A 17,069-nucleotide genomic window follows, 5' to 3' on the forward strand; every position below is an offset into this window, starting at 1 on the left:
GCGGTTTACTCGTGTTCCTTTTGTGCATCAGGGGTGGGAAATTCGGTTTCGTCATCGGCATAAGGGTTCGGATGGCCCAGTTCGGCAAGCAACTCCCGTTCCAGCGCTTCCATTTCCTCAGCCTCATCGTCTTCGATGTGGTCGTAGCCAAGCAGGTGCAGGCAGCCGTGGATGACCATGTGCGCCCAGTGCGCCTCGCTGGCCTTGCCTTGTTCCTGCGCCTCACGCTCCACTACCGGCGTGCAGATCACCAGGTCTCCCAGCAGCGGGATGTCCAGCAATTCGTCGGGCACATCGGCAGGGAAGGACAGCACGTTGGTGGCGTAATCCTTGTGACGATAGGTGTGATTGAGCTCGCGGCCTTCCACTTCATCGACCAGCCGGATGGTGAGCTCCGAGTCGCCGGAGCGCTGGCGTAGGGCCAACTCGCACCAGCGCTGGAAATCGGCATCGCCGGGGGCGGGCGCTTCATGGGCCCGCTGCAGATCGAGCTCAACCATCGTGGCGCTTGCCTGCCTGTTCGCCATCGTAGCGCTCGTAAGCTTCGACGATGCGCTGCACCAGAGGGTGGCGCACCACGTCCTTGGGCTTGAAGTGGGTAAAGCTGATGCCGGGAACATCGGCCAGAACATCCATCACGTGCGACAGGCCCGACTTGGTGCCGCGCGGCAGGTCGACCTGCGTGATGTCGCCGGTGATGACCGCTGTGGAGCCGAAGCCGATGCGCGTCAGGAACATTTTCATCTGCTCGGTCGTAGTGTTCTGGCTTTCGTCGAGAATGATGAAGCTGTTGTTCAGCGTGCGCCCGCGCATGTAGGCCAAGGGGGCGATCTCGATCACCTGTCGCTCGATGAGCTTGGCAACGTGCTCGAAACCGAGCATCTCGTAAAGTGCATCGTAGAGCGGGCGCAGGTAGGGGTCGATCTTCTGCGCGAGGTCGCCGGGCAGAAAGCCGAGCTTTTCACCGGCTTCGACGGCCGGGCGTACCAGCAGGATGCGGCGCACCTGCTCGCGCTCCAGCGCATCCACGGCGCAAGCAACGGCGAGATAGGTTTTGCCCGTGCCCGCTGGGCCGATACCGAAGTTGATGTCGTTGCCCAGGATCGCCTTGACGTACTTCTGCTGGTTGGCGCCCCGTGGCCGGATCATGCCCTTGCGCGTGCGCAGCGACACCGCTACCTCGTTGGCCGCCGGGTTTTCCAGGTCCTCGACCGCCGACTCCTGCAGGAACAGGTGAACAGTGTCGGGCGACAGCTCCGAACCACGGGTTTCCCGATAGAGGCGGCGCAGCAGCAGCTCGCCCGAGTTGGTCATGCCGGGTTCGCCGATCAGTTCGAACTGATTGCCACGGTTACGGATTTCGATGCCAAGGCGCTGTTCGATCAGCCGCAGGTGCTCGTCGAACTGGCCGCAGAGGTTTGCGAAGCGTTGGGCTTCGAAAGGTTCGAGGGTAAAGCGATGTGGGGCGATGGGTACGTTCAAGGTTGGGGATGGCCGCTCTCGGGCTTGGAAGATAGGGGCAAGGATAACCCCGGATGCCAGAGCGCGAAAGCTGCCGCGCTGCTGGCACCGGTAAGTGGCTATTGCACGATCGAGCCGCGCAGCGAGTGTGGAAAGGCCTGGTCGATGTGCACCTCGATGAAGTGGCCGATCAGCGTCGGGTCGGCGCACTTGAAATTGACGATGCGGTTGTTGCCGGTACGGCCCTGCAATTCGCCGGGGTCGCGCTTGGAAAAATCGGTGACCAGGATGCGCTGCACGCTGCCGACCATGCGCCGGCTGATTTCGAAGCCTTGATGGTTGAGCAGGTGCTGAAGGCGTGCCAGGCGCTCTTTTTTCACTTCTTCGGGCGTGTCATCGGCCAGGTCGGCGGCCGGTGTGCCCGGGCGGCGGCTGTAGACGAAGGAAAAGGAAAAATCCATGTTCACGTCGGCTACCAGCTTGAGCGTCTGCTCGAAGTCCTTTTCGGTTTCGCCGGGGAAACCGACGATGAAGTCGGAGCTGATGCAGATATCCGGCACCGCTGCTCTGAGTTTGCGCAGCTTGGACTTGTATTCGAGGATGGTGTGGTTGCGCTTCATCGCCGCCAGCACACGGTCCGAGCCCGACTGCACGGGCAGGTGCAGGTGCTTGACCAGCTCAGGCACTTCGGCATGAGCCTGGATCAGGCTGTCGGAAAACTCCAGAGGGTGAGAAGTGGTGTAGCGAATGCGCTCGATGCCTTCGACCGCCGCCGCCACGCGGATCAGCTCGGCGAGGTCGGCCAGGCGGCCATCGCTGGTAGTGCCGCGGTAACCGTTGACGTTCTGGCCCAGCAGCGTCACTTCACGCACACCATGCTCGGCAAGGTGGATGACCTCGGCGATGACGTCGTCGAACGGCCGGCTCACTTCCTGGCCGCGGGTGTAGGGCACCACGCAGAAGGTGCAGTACTTGCTGCAGCCTTCCATCACCGATACGAACGCGGTGGGGCCGTCGACGCGCGGCTCGGGGAGGTGGTCGAACTTTTCGATTTCGGGGAAGGAAATGTCGACCTGCGGCACCTGGGTAGTGCGCACGGCGTCGATCATCTCGGGCAGTCGGTGCAGCGTCTGCGGCCCGAACACCACGTCTACATACGGCGCTCGGTCGCGGATCGCCTGGCCTTCCTGGCTCGCCACGCAGCCGCCCACAGCGATGACCATGCCCGGCTTGCCTTCCTTGAGCTCGCGCCAACGGCCCAGTTGCGAGAACACGCGATCCTGTGCCCGCTCCCGAATCGAGCAGGTGTTGAGCAGGATCACGTCGGCATCCTCAGCTTTGGCGGTGACTTCCATGGCCTGGTGTTCGCCAAGCAGGTCGATCATGCGCGAGCTGTCGTACTCGTTCATCTGGCAGCCGTGGGTTTCTATATAGAGCTTCTTGGCCATTGCGCGGTCATCAGGGTGTTCGAATGAACCGCGCATTATAAAGGCCCGGCGCCGCAGTTCCTAGGGTGGCCCGCTATATGGCTGTGCTATGCTCCGCGTCCCTCACATCCAGTGCCACTTGTCCGATGAGCAAACGCGAAGCTGCCGTGTACCGAGTGATTTTCCTGAACCAGGGCCAGGTGTTCGAAATGTATGCCCGGCAGATCTTCCAGAGCGAGCTTTGGGGGTTCCTGGAGGTAGAGGAGTTCGTGTTCGGCGAGCGCACCCAGATGATCGTCGACCCCTCCGAGGAAAAGCTCAAGGCGCAGTTCGAAGGCGTCAAGCGCAGTTTCGTGCCGATGCACTCGATCGTGCGCATCGATGAAGTCGAGAGCCTGGGTGTGGCCAAGATCACCGAGGCCAACGGCAGCAGCAATGCGATGCCGTTCCCGGTGCCCATGCCGAGCAAGTGATCAGGGCAGTGGCGAGAAGGGCGTGCGGCCGCCGTCGGCGGTTTGCAGCTCCATCAGGTATTTGCGGAAGATCTGCCCCAGCACCTGTGTAGCGCTTTCCAGGTCCTGCGGGCTCATCTGTGCCGATACCTCGTCGGCGCTGTCCAGCGCGTCTTCGGCGCCATTGACCGCAGCCATCTTCAGCACGATGTAAGCCTGGATATTGTTCGCCGGCACCGCTTCGCCATGGAAGAACATCAAGCCAAGGCGATATTGCGCGTCAGCGTGGCCCTGCAGCGACGCCTGCTCGAAACGGCTCAGTGCCTGCGGCAGGTCCTGCGGCACGACCTTACCCTCGTAATACAGCACACCCAGCTCGTACTGCGCCTGCGCATTCCCGGCATCGGCCTGCTGCTTGCAGGCATCGATGGCCTGGGCGAGGTCTGCCGGCTGCGCATCGAGGCTGCAACGGCCTTGCGCCGGGATCAGCAACGCATTGCCGTCCGCCACGGCCAGTAAAGGCTGTACGAGCAAAAGGCAACCGAGTGCGAGGGCGCGGCCGGTGTGGTTCATGAGGGTTGGGGTACCTCTGCGCAGTGGCTAAAAGCCACCCTGGATCTGATTGCATACATTATGAAATAAGCCGGGTACTGCTTACAAAGTGTTTCCCCGGCTTTTTTTCAAGCATGCCCGCCAGGGCCGGCGAGCGAGGCCCGGTTCAGAGCTTGGCGAAGGCGTGCTCGGCGGCGTCCAGGGTGATCTTGAGCTCGGTTTCGCCGTGGGCGATGGAGGTGAAACCGGCCTCGAACGCACTCGGGGCCAGGTACACGCCGCCCTCCAGCATCAGGTGGAAGAAGCGCTTGAAACGTTCGGCGTCGCTGGCCATCACGTCCTCGAAGGTCACGATGTCGTCTGCCCCGCTGAAGTACAGGCCGAACATCCCGCCTGCCTGAGTGGTCACGAACGGCACGCCTGCTGCATCGGCACGTTCCTGCAAGCCCTGAAGCATGCGCGTTGTGTAGGCGGTGAGTTCGTCGTGAAAGCCCTGGCGGCTGATCAGGTTGAGCGTAGCCAGCCCCGCAGCCATGGCCAGCGGGTTGCCCGATAGCGTGCCGGCCTGGTAGACCGGGCCCAGTGGCGCGATGTGCGACATGATCTCGCGCTTGCCACCGAAGCAACCCACCGGCATGCCGCCACCGATGATCTTGCCGAAGGTGGAGAGGCACGGCGTGATGCCGTAGTACGCCTGCGCGCCACCCAGTGCAACGCGAAAGCCGGTCATCACCTCATCGAAGATCAGCACCACGCCGTGCTGGTCGCACAGCGAGCGCAGCCCTTGCAAAAAGCCCGGTGCCGGCGGCACGCAGTTCATGTTGCCGGCCACCGGCTCGACGATGATGCAGGCCACGTCCTGGCCACGCTCGGCCAGCATCTGCTCTACCGCAGCCAGGTCGTTGAACGGCAGGGTGAGCGTGTGCTGGGCGAAGGCTGCCGGCACGCCCGGTGAGCTGGGCACGCCCAGGGTGAGTGCGCCGGAGCCGGCCTTGACCAGCAAGCTGTCGGAGTGGCCGTGGTAGCAGCCTTCGAACTTGATGATGCTGTCGCGGCCGGTGTAGCCACGCGCCAGGCGGATGGCGCTCATGGTGGCTTCGGTGCCAGAGCTGACCATGCGCACCATTTCCATCGACGGCACCAGCTTGCACACCAGATCGGCCATGTCGGTTTCCATGGCCGTAGGGGCGCCATAGGACAGGCCATGATCGAGCTGGCGGCGCACGGCATCGAGCACGTCGGGGTGGCTGTGGCCGAGGATCATCGGGCCCAGGAGCCAACGTAGTCGACATAGCGCTTGTCGTCTTCATCGACCACGTAAGCGCCTTCGGCATGCTTGAAGAACAGCGGCGTACCACCCACGCTCTTGAAGGCTCGCACGGGCGAGTTCACGCCGCCTGGGATGTGCTTCTGGGCTTTTTCGAACAGGGCTTGCGAACGGGACATGGTGGTTACTCTCGGAAAACGTTGAATTCAAAGGCCCAGCAAGGCGTTGAAGGCGCGGGCGCGGCGGGTGACCTCGGTGGCGCTGTCGGCACCGAACAGGCCGCCTATCACCGCCAGCAGGTCGGCGCCGCGCTCTACCAGATCGGGAGCATTGGCCAGGGTGATGCCACCGATCACGCACAGCGGCAGCCTGAACTGCTCGCGCGCCTGGTTGACCAGCTCCGGTGGCGCGGGCGGCGCATCGGGCTTGGTGCCCGAGCCGAAGAACCGGCCGAAGGCCAGGTAGCTGGCCCCCTGTTGCGTGGCTTGCTCGGCCAGCTCAAGGCTTGCGTGGCAGGTGGCACCGATGATCGCCTGGCGCCCGAGCAGCGAGCGCGCAGCGGACAGCGGCCCGTCACCCTGGCCCAGATGCACGCCCACGCCCAGCCGGGCCGCCAGCTCGGCGTCGTCGTTGATGATCAATTGGCACCGGTAAGGCTCGCAGAGTTTCATCAGTGCGCTGGCCTCGCGAAGCCTTCGCGACTCATCCATGGATTTGTCGCGGTATTGAATCAGCACCATGCCGCCGTCCAGGGCAGCCTGCACCCAGGTCAGGAAGCGGTTGTGCAGCAATTGGCTGTCGGTCACGCCATACAGGCCGCGCAGTGTCATTGGAGCCTCCCGTGGTCTTGGGATCAGTTGCAGTAGTCCAGCGGCAGGCGGCGGGGCACGTACTGCCCGCGGCCAAGCCGTTCGGCGTCGCGCAGGGTTCGCCAGGTGTAATCCAGGGCGGTGCCAACCGCGCTGCCCAATGCCTCGCCCAGCGCCAGCCGCCCGGCCAGAGCGCTGGCCAGCGTGCAGCCGGAGCCGTGATAGCTGCCGGGAAGGCGCTGGCAGGTCGAGGTTTGCCTCAAGCCGCCACGGCCGTAAAGGCGGTTGTGGATTTCGTTCTCCTCACCGTGCCCGCCGGTGATCAGCAGGTGCCGGCACGCCGGCAGCAGGCGCTCGGCGCATTCGTCGGCGCTGCCGTCGGGCAGCTCGGCCAGGATGCGCGCTTCAGGCAGGTTGGGCGTGGCGATGGTGGCCAGCGGCAGGAGTTTTTCACGAATGGCGTAGCCCACTTCATCCTTGCCCAGGCGCCCGCCGCCGCCGGCTCGAAGGACGGGGTCGCAGACCACCGGAATCGTTGGGTTGGCCTGGATGATCTCGACCACCGTGTCGACCATTTCAAGCGAGCCGAGCATGCCCAGCTTGATCGCTGCGACGGGGGAGTCGGCCAGTACCGCATGGGCCTGGGCCAGCACCCACTCGCGGTCGAGCACACGGAAGTCGCTGACGTTGACGGTGTCCTGCACGGTGAGTGCGGTAACGGCCGGTGCAGCGTGGCAACCTTGTGCCAGCAGCGCTTCGATATCGGCCTGCAAGCCGGCGCCGCCACTGGGGTCGTGGCCGGAAAGGCAGAGAACTACGGGGCGGGAGCTGTAAATATTCATGGGCCGCGAGCTTACCATCAAACCCGGCGCCAGGCCCCGGCGCAGCACGGGTTTTTTGTTTCCTCAGGCCTCCATTGGGGCGCTCAGCAGGCCCCGCGCCGGTCGTAAGCCAGCCGTACATAATGGCTCAAGGCTATGCTAGGATGCCGCGACACCGATAACAGGTCTTGCGCAGCGTCGTCTCAAAGGGAATAGGGGCTCCCGACGTGTCGCGCCCAGGCCAGGTCCGAGCTCAATGCGCTACTTCCTCATCCTCCTGCTGGCCTGGCTGCCCATGCTCGCCAAGGCAGTCGATTTCGACGACAGCACCCGTTCCCTCGCCCTGGGCCGAACCCTCGAAGTGTTCGAAGACCCAAGCGGCAGCGCGACCATCGATCAGGTGGTCACCAAGGCCGCCGCCGGCCAGTTGCAGCGCAACCACACCGACGTGATCAACGCAGGCTATTCGACCTCCGCCTGGTGGATACGCGTGGCTCTGCGCTATCAGCCGCATCTGGCCGACGGCGGCACCCGCCGCTGGTTGCTTGAACTGGCCTATCCGCCGATGGACCACGTCGACCTCTACCTGCCCGACGCCAGTGGCCAGTATCAACTCACCGAGCGCACCGGGGACGAGCTGCCATGGGCCAGCCGGCCGATTCGCCAGAACAACTACCTGTTCGAGCTGCCGTTCGACCCGGGCCAGGAGACGGTGGCCTACCTGCGCGTGCAGAGCGAGGGCTCGGTGCAGGTGCCGCTGAAACTGTGGTCGCCGATCGCCTACCTCGAAGACCAGCCGATACGCCTGTATGTGCTGGGCATGATCTACGGTGTGCTGCTGGTGATGCTGGTGTACAACCTGTTCATCTACCTCAGCGTGCGCGACACCAGTTATCTCTACTACATCCTCTATATCGGCTCTTTCGGGCTGTATCAGGTGTCGGTCAATGGCGCAGGGGTCGAATTCCTCTGGCCTGAGAACCCTTGGTGGGCCAATGCCGCCACGCCGTTTCTGATTGGCGCATCGGGCTTTTTCGGTTGCCAGTTCACTCGCAGTTTCCTGCAGACGGCGCGCTACAGCCGCTGGGGTGATCGCCTGCTCAAGGCGCTGATGGCCTGGGGCGTGCTGGTGATGGTGCTGGCGCTCTCGGCCAGCTATGGCCTGTCGCTGCGCCTGGCCACCGCCCTGGCGCTGAGCTTTACCCTGGTGATCTTCTTCACCGGCGTCGTGGCCTGGGCGCGGGGGCTGCGCCAGGCACGTTACTTCATGATCGCCTGGACGGCCTTTCTGCTTGGTGGAGTGGTCAACACGCTGATGGTGCTGGGGCTGCTGCCCAACCTGTTCATCACCATGTATGCCAGCCAGTTGGGCTCCACCCTTGAAGTGGCGCTGCTGTCACTGGCACTGGCCGACCGCATCAATGTGATGCGCGAGCAACAGGCGCGCATCCTGCTTGAAGCGGGCCAGAAACTGGAAGCGATGAACCAGCAGTTGCAGGTCAGTAACCGCCTCAAGGACGAATTTCTCTCAAGCCTTACCCACGAGCTGCGAACTCCCATGAACGGGGTGATCGGCTCGCTGGAGTTGATGCAGACAGTGCCGATGGACGCCGAGCTTGCCCAGTACCAGGAAACCGCTGCGGGCTCCGCGCGCGACATGATGGGCCTGATCGATGACATCCTCATCCTTTCGGAGCTGCAGGCGGGCAGGCTGAAGATGGCCCAGGAGCCGTTTCGTTTGCGTGCCCTGCTCGAAGGGCTGCAGATGCAGCACCTGAGTGCAGCGCGCGACAAAGGCCTGGGGTTCTCGATCAACCTGTGCGATGGCCTGCCCGAGCGCTTGCTCGGCGATTCGAAAAAGCTGGCGATCGCGCTGGGCTGCCTGCTCGACAACGCGGTGAAGTTCACTCGCCAGGGCGCTGTCGCCCTGAGCGTGGCGCGTGCCGAAAGTGACGAGCAACACCTGACGCTGCGGTTCGCCGTGGTCGATACCGGTATTGGCTTCGACATCGACAGCCAGGCTCTCTATCAGCGGTTCCAGCAGCTGGATGGTTCGATGACCCGTGAACATGGCGGGCTGGGCATCGGTTTGGCGATCTGCCAGCAACTGGTAACGCTCATGGGCGGCCGTTTGCGGCATTTTCCGTGCCAGGCCAGGGCAGCCGCTTCGAAGTAGAGCTGCCATTGGGTGTGGTGGAGGGCGAGCCGGTGCTGGTACAGGCAGGCGCCCTCAGCCTCCCTGACGGGTTGTATGAGCCGCAGGCTTTTACCGTACTGATGATCGACGATCACAGCGTGGAGCAACTGGTGTTGAGGGGAATGTTGCTGCGCCTGGGGTATCGCATCCGCACTGCCGACAGTGACGAGGCTGCCATCGCGCTGCTGCGCACCGAGGCTGTGGACGTGGTGATGCTGGACGGCCAGTTGCCGGCGGCCGACCTGGCTGTACGTGCATTGGCCTTGCGCGGCGCCGCTGACGCACTGCTGCTTGCAGTGGTTGCGGGCTTGCAGGGAGCCGAGCGCGAGCAGTGCCGTGAGGCCGGTGTGGCCGGGTTCGTCGAGCGCCCGGCGCGGTTCGACGACGTGCAGGCCGCTCTGCAGCGGCTGCTGGCCAACCGAGTGGGGCAGCAGACCGCCAGCGCGTAGGGCTGTGGCGTGCTTCACTGGTAGGGTTCACTGCCAGGAGCGCCCATCCATGGACCTGCGTGCTTACGCTGAGACCCATAAGGTCACCGACCAGCCACCGCTGTTGGAAGACTGCAACCTCTATCGCATCGACCTGCCGTTGCAGGCGTGGGTGCGGCGCTTCGGGGCAGGCTGGGCCGAAGCAGGCATCGACGCCTACGGTGCGCTGGCCGGCGGCCCGTTGATGGCCGCAGGGTTTCTCGCCAACCAGTACCCACCGCAATTTCATAGCCACGACCGCCAGGGGCATCGTATAGACCGGGTGGAGTTTCACCCTGCCTACCACCAGTTGATGCAGGCGGCCATCGAGCATGGCCTGCCGTCGGCACCCTGGGCTGCGCCTCGGCCCGGTGCTCACGTCGCCCGCGCCGCCACTACGTACCTGCACACCCAGGCCGAACCCGGCACTGGCTGCCCGCTGACCATGACATTCGCCAGCGTGCCGGTGCTCAATCGCGAGCCATCGATTGCCAGAATCTGGCTGCCCAAGGTGCTGGCCCGCAGTTACGACCCGCGTGACCTGCCGGCGGCGGAAAAAACCGGGCTCACCCTCGGTATGGCCATGACCGAGAAACAGGGCGGTACCGACGTGCGCGCCGACACTACCCGCGCCTGGCCGGTGGGCCAGCGGGGCGCGGGGCAGGCCTATGAGTTGCTGGGGCACAAGTGGTTCTGCTCAGCGCCCATGTGTGATGGCTTTCTTACGCTGGCGCAGACCGAGGCCGGGCTGGGCTGTTTTCTTCTGCCGCGCCAGCGCCCGGATGGCAGCCGCAACGAGCTTTACATCCAGCGGCTCAAGGACAAGCTGGGCAACTGCTCGAATGCGTCCAGCGAAATCGAGCTGCGCGGGGCGCTGGCCTGGCTGATCGGCGATGAAGGGCGCGGAATCTCGACCATTCTGGAGATGGTCGCGCTCACCCGCTTCGACTGCATGGTCGGCTCCAGCGCTCTGATGCGCCAGGCGCTGACCCAGGCCTCCCACCACTGCGCCTGGCGCCAGGTGGGCGGCCGGGTGCTCGCCGAGCAGCCGCTGATGCAGAACGTGTTGGCGGACCTGGCGCTGGAAAGCGAGGCCGCGCTTGCGCTGAGCCTGCGCATGGCTCAAGCGCTGGACCGAGGTGAGGCAGCGTTCGTGCGGCTGGTGACGGCAGTGGGCAAATACTGGATCTGCAAGCGAGCGCCGGCGATGATCAATGAGGCCGCCGAATGCCTGGGTGGCGCGGGGTACATCGAAGACAGCATCCTGCCCAGGCTCTACCGCGAGGCGCCGGTCAACTCCATCTGGGAGGGCTCGGGCAACGTGCAGTGCCTGGATGTGCTGCGTGCGCTGGAGCGCGAGCCCGGTGTGCTCGACAGCTTGTTCGCCGAGCTGGGCGATGGCCACGGCAGCCGGCCGCTGGCGGCCGCCATCACGCGATTGAAAAACGACCTGGCCGATACTGAGCAGGGCCCTTACCGGGCCCGGCAACTGACCGAGGCCATCGCCCTGGCCCTACAAGCAAAGCTGCTGCTCGAAGCCGGCGACAGCGATGTCAGCGATGCCTTCATCGCCAGCCGGCTTGGTGCTGCACACCGGGCCTTCGGCACATTGCCACGAGGCCTGGCGGTGGCGGCGCTGGTGGCACGTGCCAGCCCCATTGAGTGAGCAGGTGCAAAGCAGGCAAGATGGGCGCACGCCCGAGCACAAGGATCAACACCGTGAGCGACAACACCGATGATTTCATCCGGGTGAACACCCTGAAGAGGCGGTAGAGCACCTGGCGGCGCTGCACGAACGCGCTACCGGCGCGTTGAACCAGGCGCTCAAGCGCTATCTGAAAGACCGCACCGAACCCACCGCCGAGCAGCGCCAGCAATTCCGCTACCCGCTGCTGCGGGTCGCCTACCAGGCCCACGGCGAGATCCCCAGCACCACGCGCGCCTACGCCAAGCTGCAAGTGCCTGGCACCTATTCGGTGACCGTTACCCAGCCGGCGGCTTTTCGCAAATACCTGCTCGAACAACTGCGCCCGCTGCTGCGCGATTTCGGCGTGTCGCTGGAAGTGGGCCCCAGTGACCAGAACATCCCGTACCCCTACGTGGTCGATCAGGGCGACGAGCTGGCCGGCACCGGCGTTACCGCTGCAGAGCTGGCTCGCGTATTCCCCAGCACTGACCTCTCGGCCGTTACCGACAGCGTGGCCGATGGCTTGCTCGACTGGGCAGGCGCCGACGCCATGCCGCTGTCGCTGTTCGACGCTGCCCGCACCGATTTCTCGCTGCGCCGCCTGGTGCACTACACCGGCAGCGATTGGCGCCATGTGCAGCCATGGATCCTGCTGACCAACTACCACCGCTACGTCGACCAGTTCGTCGCCCACGGTCTCGAGCAGCTGCGCAATGACCCACGCTTCGTGCGCCTGGTGATGCCGGGCAACGTGGTCATCGAAAAGAGCATGGACAACGGCGAGGCCCAGGCGCTGGTCGCCGGTGTGGTATGGCACCGTTACCAGATGCCGGCTTACCACCTGATCGCCGATGACGGTGATGGCGTCACCTTGGTCAACATCGGCGTCGGCCCGTCCAACGCCAAGAACATCACTGACCACCTGGCCGTATTGCGCCCGCACTGCTGGCTGATGATCGGCCACTGTGGCGGCCTGCGCCAATCGCAGACCATCGGCGACTACGTGCTGGCCCACGCCTACATGCGCCGTGACGGCATCCTCGATCGCGTGGTGCCGCCGCACATCCCGATCCCGGCGCTGGCAGAGGTGCAACTGGCGCTCCAGGAAGCGGCTGCGCAGGTGACTGGCGAGCGTGGCGATGAACTGAAGAAACGCCTGCGCACCGGTACCGTGCTCACCTACGACGACCGTAACTGGGAACTGCGCTGGGCTCAGGAGCGCCCGCTCATCAACCTGTCGCGTGCAGTCGCGGTAGACATGGAAAGCGGTACGATCGCCGCTCAAGGCTACCGCCTGCGGGTGCCGTATGGGACGTTGCTGTGCGTGTCGGACAAACCGCTGCACAGCGAGATCAAGCTGCCGGGCTCGGCCAACGCGTTCTACAACCGCGCGGTAAGCCAGCACCTGAAAATCGGCATCGCTGCATTGGACCTGTTGCGTACCGAGCTCAACTCGCTGCACTCGCGCAAACTGCGCAGCTTCGACGAGCCGCCGTTCCGCTGAATCTGGGAGCTTCAAGCCGCAAGCCGCAAGCCGCACGCTTGGAGCTTGGAGCTTGGAGCTTGGAGCTTGGAGCTACAAGCTCACCCCATCTGCAACCTCAGTTGTTCGATCCGCTCATCCTTCTCTCGCCACAGCTGGTTGACCCAGCCCTGCACCTTCTCGCGAAAAACCGGGTCATTCTCGTAATCCCGGTAATCAGCTCCGGGGCGATCTCGCGGCTCTGGATGTCAACGATCACCTGGCTCACACGCCCGCACAGCAGATCCCAGAACCCCGGCGCCTGCTTGCCGGGATACACCACCGTCACATCCAGCAAACGGTCGAGCTTGTCGCCCATCGCCGCCAGCACGAAGGCCACCCCGCCGGCCTTGGGCTTGAGCAGGTTGCGAAACGGCGAAGCCTGAGCGTCGTGCTTGGCCTGGGTGAAGCGGGTGCCTTCCAGGTAATTGACGACGGTGACCGGTTGGCGCTTGTACAGCTCGCACGCCTTGCGGGTGATTTCCAGGTCTTTGCCGCGCAGTTGCGGGTGCTTGGCCAGGAACGCCTTGCTGTAGCGCTTCATGAAGGGGTAGTCCAGCGCCCACCACGCCAGGCCCAGCAGCGGTACCCAGATCAGCTCCTTCTTGAGGAAGAACTTGAAGAACGGCGCACGGCGATTAAGCGCCTGAATCAGCGCCGGGATGTCGACCCATGACTGGTGATTGCTCATGACCAGGTAGGAGGTCTGAGTGTCGAGCGCCTCTGCGCCGCGGATGTCCCAACGAGTCGGTGTACACAGAGCGAAGATCGCCTTGTTGATCTCGGCCCACGTTTCAGCGAACCACATCACGCCAGCGGACATCACATCGCGGCTGCGGCCTGGGGCGATCAGCTTGAGCAGGCCCAGCAGCACCAGTGGGCCGATCAGTATCAGGGTGTTGAGCGATAGCAGCAGGGCAGTGACCAGGCCTGTGAGCATGGGGCGACTCTTGGGAAATTGTTCTGGCTGGCAATGATACGGGGCGGCCGTGCGGCGCCAAATCTTCGTGACTGAGCGTTAGTTCATGAAATTTTTACTTTTTATTACTGCAACCGTGCCCGTACCTTAGTCGAACCAATGTCGGTGCAAGGGTCGAACTGGCCAATGCACCTGGATACGAAAGGAAATCTCCGACGTGAAATACGTGCTCGCCCTGCTGCCGTTCCTGGCGCTTCCCGCCCTGGCCGACCAACCGACCATTTACGGCCGTTACGAGTATTTCCAGCTGCCGGAGCTGGACCAGACGCTCAAGGCAAAGATGGACACCGGCGCGTTGACGGCCTCGTTGTCGGCGAAGGACATCGAAACCTTCACCCGCGGTGGTGAGGATTGGGTGCGCTTTCGCCTGGCGACCAAAGGTGGCGATGGCAAGGTCTACGAGCACAAGATTGCGCGCATCAGCCGCATCAAGAGCCGCGCCGATGAAAACGACGGTGATGATGAAGGCGCTGAGGTGGCCAAGCGCCCAGTGATCGAGCTGGCGCTGTGCCTGGGTGAAGTGCAGCGCACCATCGAGGTGAACCTCACCGACCGCAGCAGCTTCAACTACCCGCTGCTGATCGGCGCCAAAGGCCTGCGCGAGTTCGACGCTGCGGTCAACCCGGCACGCCGCTATGTGGCCGGTCAGCCGGATTGCCGCGGCTGAGCCGATAAGGGCTGCTCACATGCGTGGCTGGGCCTGGCGCCGGCGCCACTGCTCCAGCCGCTGGGCCAGCGCTTGCGGCGTTTCGATACCGTCGCGGCGAGCGTAAGCGAACAGCATCAAGGCGATTTCTGCAGTCACCTGAGCATCGGCCACGGCGTGATGGCGTTCGGCAATGTGCAAGCCCATGTGGGCAATCCAGTCATCCAGCCCTGAGCCCGGCCGCGGCCCCTCGGGAAACAGCATCGGCGCCAGCTCCGCCACATCGAGAAAGTGTGCCTGCCAGCGGTATCCCAGGCTGTGCTTCATCGCTCGCGCCAGCATCTGTTGATCGAAGGGCGCGTGGTAGGCCAGCAGCGGGCTGTCGCCCACATAGTTGAGAAAGCTCGAGCAAAGCCTCGGCAGGCTCCACACCGGCGGCCAGCGCGTTAGGGCCGAGCCCGTGCAACAGCACGCTGGGCCCCGGCCGGTGTTCCCGCGCTAGCGTGCACTGGAAGCTTGCCCGAAGCGAGATCGCGCCGTTTTCGATGGCGACCGCACCGATGGAGAGTACCTCGTCGCGGGTCAGGCTCAGGCCGCTGGTTTCTACATCCACCACCACCCAGCGCTGCTGGGCCAGGCTGTGGGCGGCCTGCCACGGCAGTGCGGGGGCAGCGCAGCCAGGCGCGCTTGTTGGGTGGGGTCCTGGCAAGGCGTGGGGCGCAGCCAGTCGAACAGCCTCACAGCTGATACCTCAAGCTCAGGCTCGCTTGCAGGCGCTGAGCCTGGCGCAGGGACTCGCGCAGGATGCGCCGGTCGAGGTGGTTAAGGGTGTCCGGGTCGAGCCGGTTGCCCAGCGGGAGGTTGTTGCGGGCCTGGCTCTGGTGCTGCTGCATGCGCGTTTGCTGGATGAACTGATACGCCTCTTCATAAGCCGCACCGTCGTGCGGGTCGATCGCTTCGCGCAGCACCAACTGGCGCAGGCGCTCCAGGGTATTGCTGGCGTCGATGCCATTGGCCAGGGCCAGCAGGCGCACGCCATCGACGAACGGGCCCAGGCCTTGGGTCTTCAGGTCGAGCGTGGCGGCTTTGTCGCTGCCCTTGCGGGTGAGCACGAAGTCGCGGAAGCGCCCCACGGGGGCGCTGGCGCAGGGCATTATCGGCCATGAAACGCTGGAACAGCGGGCTGGCGGCGATTTGCGCGATCACGCCCTGGCGCAACTGGTGAACCGGCTGTTCATCGCCCCACACCGCACGCAGGTCGAAATAGATACTGGAGGCCAGCAGGTTTTCCGGGGTCGCCTCGCGCACCATCCCGGCAAAACGCCGCGCCCACTCGGCCCGGGACAGGCGCAGCTCGGGGTTGCCGGCCATTACCTGGCCCTGGCACAGCGCAAACCCGCACTGGGCCAGCGCCAGGTTGATCTGGTGCGCCAGCGGCAGAAGGCGCTGGCGGTGTTCTTCGGCCTGCACGGCGTCATCGGCCTCGAACAGAATGCCGTTGTCCTGATCGGTGTGCAGGGTTTGTTCCTGGCGGCCTTCACTGCCGAAGGTGAGCCAGGTGAAGGGCAGGCCAGGGTCGTCCCATTGCTCGATGCACAGCTCGATCACCCGGCAGGTGGTGTGGTCGTTGAGCTGGGTGATGATGCGGGTGATTTGCGTGGAGGAAGCGCCGAAGGCCAGCATGCGCTCGACCATCTGGCCGATCTCACCGCGCAGCGACACCAGTGTTTCCACCCGTGGCGCGTGGCGGATGGCACGGGCCAGGTGCACCAGGTCGACCCGCTGCAGCGAAAACAGGTCGCGCTCGGACACCACGCCGCACAAGCGCCCGCCGTTGACCAGGCACACGTGCGCGATGTGCCGCTCGGTCATGGCCATGGCGGCGTCGAAGGCACTCGCCTCCGGCGTCAGGGCAAAAGGCGCCTTGCTCATGTGGGCCTCGATGGGGCTGGCCAGGTCCGCCGCGCCTTCTGCAATCACCTGGCGCAGGTCGCGCAGGGTAAAGATGCCCAAGGGCGCCTGTTCAGCGTCGACGATCACGATGCTGCCCACCTGTTGCTCATGCATCGCTCGCACGGCCTCACGCACGGGCGTCGCAGGCTCGCAGGTGACCGGGTGGCGCATGGCCAGGTCGCCCAGCCGCGTGTTGAGGGAATACTGGGTGCCCAGGGTTTCCACCGCCTGGCGGCGCACTTGCAGGTTCACCTGATCGAGCAGGCTGCTCACACCGCGCAGGGCGAAATCGCGGAACGGCTCGGAGAGGGCAAACAGGCGTATGAAGGCAGCTTTGGGCAACTGGAAGCAAAAGGTGTCTTCGCCGGCCAGGTGCTCGGTGCGCGTGGCGCGCTCGCCCAGCAGGGCGGCCAGCGGAAAGCATTCGCCGGTGGTGATTTCGAAGGTGGTTTCGTTGCCGCCGCGAGCGCTGTGCGGGCGTTCGCCCACCACCCGGCCCTGCTTGACGATATGAAAATGCTCCACGGGCCCGTCGGTAGGCTTGAGGATGCTTTCGCCGCTGGCGAAGAATCGCAGCTGGCATTGCTCCACCAGAAAGCTCAGGTGGGCAAGGTCCATCTGGTTGAACGGCGGAAAGCGTTGCAGGAACTGCAGCGTGCCCTGCACGTTCTGCAGTACCGCCGTGCGGCCGGCCTGGGTGAGGGCGTCGGCTTTGCTCATGGGCGTGCACCGTTGTTTTTGTTATCAGAACCCATGCTGTGCTTTGCCCCTTGGCGTGCCCATTGGACGTAAGTCTAAAAAATCAGACAAAGTGGAAATTATCGCGTCA

General features: G+C 64.3%; 10 protein-coding genes and 5 pseudogenes. 5 read left to right on the forward strand and 10 right to left on the reverse strand.

Annotated features, from left to right (window positions below):
- Window positions 1-5 precede the first annotated feature (5 nt).
- The 3 genes from ybeY to miaB form a co-directional block, all read right to left on the reverse strand.
- Window positions 6-500, reverse strand: coding sequence for an rRNA maturation RNase YbeY (gene ybeY / locus LN139_RS23995; protein ID WP_236357583.1), 495 nt, complete (start codon window positions 498-500; stop codon window positions 6-8).
- Window positions 493-1,482: a PhoH family protein gene (locus LN139_RS24000; protein WP_236357586.1), complete on the reverse strand. Its 990-nt coding sequence runs from the start codon at window positions 1,480-1,482 to the stop codon at window positions 493-495. The genes ybeY and LN139_RS24000 overlap by 8 nt, the downstream gene beginning before the upstream one ends.
- 98 nt (window positions 1,483-1,580) lie before the next feature.
- Complete coding sequence (gene miaB, locus LN139_RS24005; RefSeq protein WP_236360594.1) at window positions 1,581-2,909, reverse strand: tRNA (N6-isopentenyl adenosine(37)-C2)-methylthiotransferase MiaB; 1,329 nt, start codon at window positions 2,907-2,909, stop codon at window positions 1,581-1,583.
- 125 nt (window positions 2,910-3,034) lie between these two features.
- On the opposite strand from miaB, the gene LN139_RS24010 reads away from it, so the two are divergent.
- Entirely contained in the window at window positions 3,035-3,361 is a 327-nt protein-coding gene (locus tag LN139_RS24010) for a DUF1820 family protein (protein ID WP_236357587.1), read from the forward strand.
- Here the strand turns inward: LN139_RS24010 and LN139_RS24015 are convergent, their stop codons facing one another.
- The 4 genes and pseudogenes from LN139_RS24015 to LN139_RS24030 all read right to left on the reverse strand — a co-directional run bounded on the left by LN139_RS24015 (window position 3,362) and on the right by LN139_RS24030 (window position 6,810).
- A complete protein-coding gene (locus LN139_RS24015) occupies window positions 3,362-3,913 on the reverse strand; it encodes a tetratricopeptide repeat protein (RefSeq protein WP_236357589.1) in 552 nt (183 codons plus the stop codon). It abuts the gene before it with no gap.
- A 145-nt stretch (window positions 3,914-4,058) separates the two neighbouring features.
- A pseudogene (gene hemL, locus LN139_RS24020) lies at window positions 4,059-5,338 on the reverse strand (glutamate-1-semialdehyde 2,1-aminomutase).
- Window positions 5,339-5,365: 27 nt separating this feature from the next.
- On the reverse strand, window positions 5,366-5,989 hold the full coding sequence (thiE, locus tag LN139_RS24025) for a thiamine phosphate synthase (protein WP_236357592.1): 624 nt from the start codon (window positions 5,987-5,989) through the stop codon (window positions 5,366-5,368).
- A gap of 23 nt (window positions 5,990-6,012) precedes the next feature.
- Entirely contained in the window at window positions 6,013-6,810 is a 798-nt protein-coding gene (locus LN139_RS24030; RefSeq protein ID WP_236357594.1) for a hydroxymethylpyrimidine/phosphomethylpyrimidine kinase, read from the reverse strand.
- Between the two features lie 235 nt (window positions 6,811-7,045).
- Between LN139_RS24030 and LN139_RS24035 the strand changes: the two are divergent.
- The 3 genes and pseudogenes from LN139_RS24035 (at window position 7,046) to amn (ending at window position 12,644) form a co-directional block, all read left to right on the forward strand.
- Window positions 7,046-9,435: pseudogene (locus LN139_RS24035) on the forward strand (hybrid sensor histidine kinase/response regulator).
- A 49-nt stretch (window positions 9,436-9,484) separates the two neighbouring features.
- Window positions 9,485-11,119 carry an acyl-CoA dehydrogenase family protein gene (locus LN139_RS24040; RefSeq protein WP_236357596.1) on the forward strand — a complete coding sequence of 545 codons (1,635 nt, stop codon included), beginning with the start codon at window positions 9,485-9,487 and terminating at the stop codon, window positions 11,117-11,119.
- Between the two features lie 112 nt (window positions 11,120-11,231).
- A complete protein-coding gene (amn, locus tag LN139_RS24045) occupies window positions 11,232-12,644 on the forward strand; it encodes an AMP nucleosidase (RefSeq protein WP_442964460.1) in 1,413 nt (470 codons plus the stop codon).
- Window positions 12,645-12,724: 80 nt separating this feature from the next.
- On the opposite strand, the pseudogene LN139_RS24050 reads toward amn, so the two are convergent.
- Window positions 12,725-13,602, reverse strand: a pseudogene (locus LN139_RS24050) (acyltransferase).
- A gap of 196 nt (window positions 13,603-13,798) precedes the next feature.
- On the opposite strand from LN139_RS24050, the gene rloA2 reads away from it, so the two are divergent.
- Window positions 13,799-14,308 carry a retropepsin-like aspartic peptidase RloA2 gene (rloA2, locus tag LN139_RS24055; RefSeq protein WP_236357598.1) on the forward strand — a complete coding sequence of 170 codons (510 nt, stop codon included), beginning with the start codon at window positions 13,799-13,801 and terminating at the stop codon, window positions 14,306-14,308.
- A gap of 15 nt (window positions 14,309-14,323) precedes the next feature.
- Here the strand turns inward: rloA2 and LN139_RS24060 are convergent.
- Window positions 14,324-15,028: pseudogene (locus tag LN139_RS24060) on the reverse strand (3'-5' exonuclease).
- Window positions 15,025-16,960: pseudogene (locus tag LN139_RS24065) on the reverse strand (putative nucleotidyltransferase substrate binding domain-containing protein). Before LN139_RS24065 ends, LN139_RS24060 begins: the two co-directional pseudogenes overlap by 4 nt.
- Between the last annotated feature and the right edge of the window lie 109 nt (window positions 16,961-17,069).

Source organism: Pseudomonas sp. KNUC1026 (genome assembly GCF_021650705.1).
Taxonomy (GTDB): domain Bacteria; phylum Pseudomonadota; class Gammaproteobacteria; order Pseudomonadales; family Pseudomonadaceae; genus Aquipseudomonas.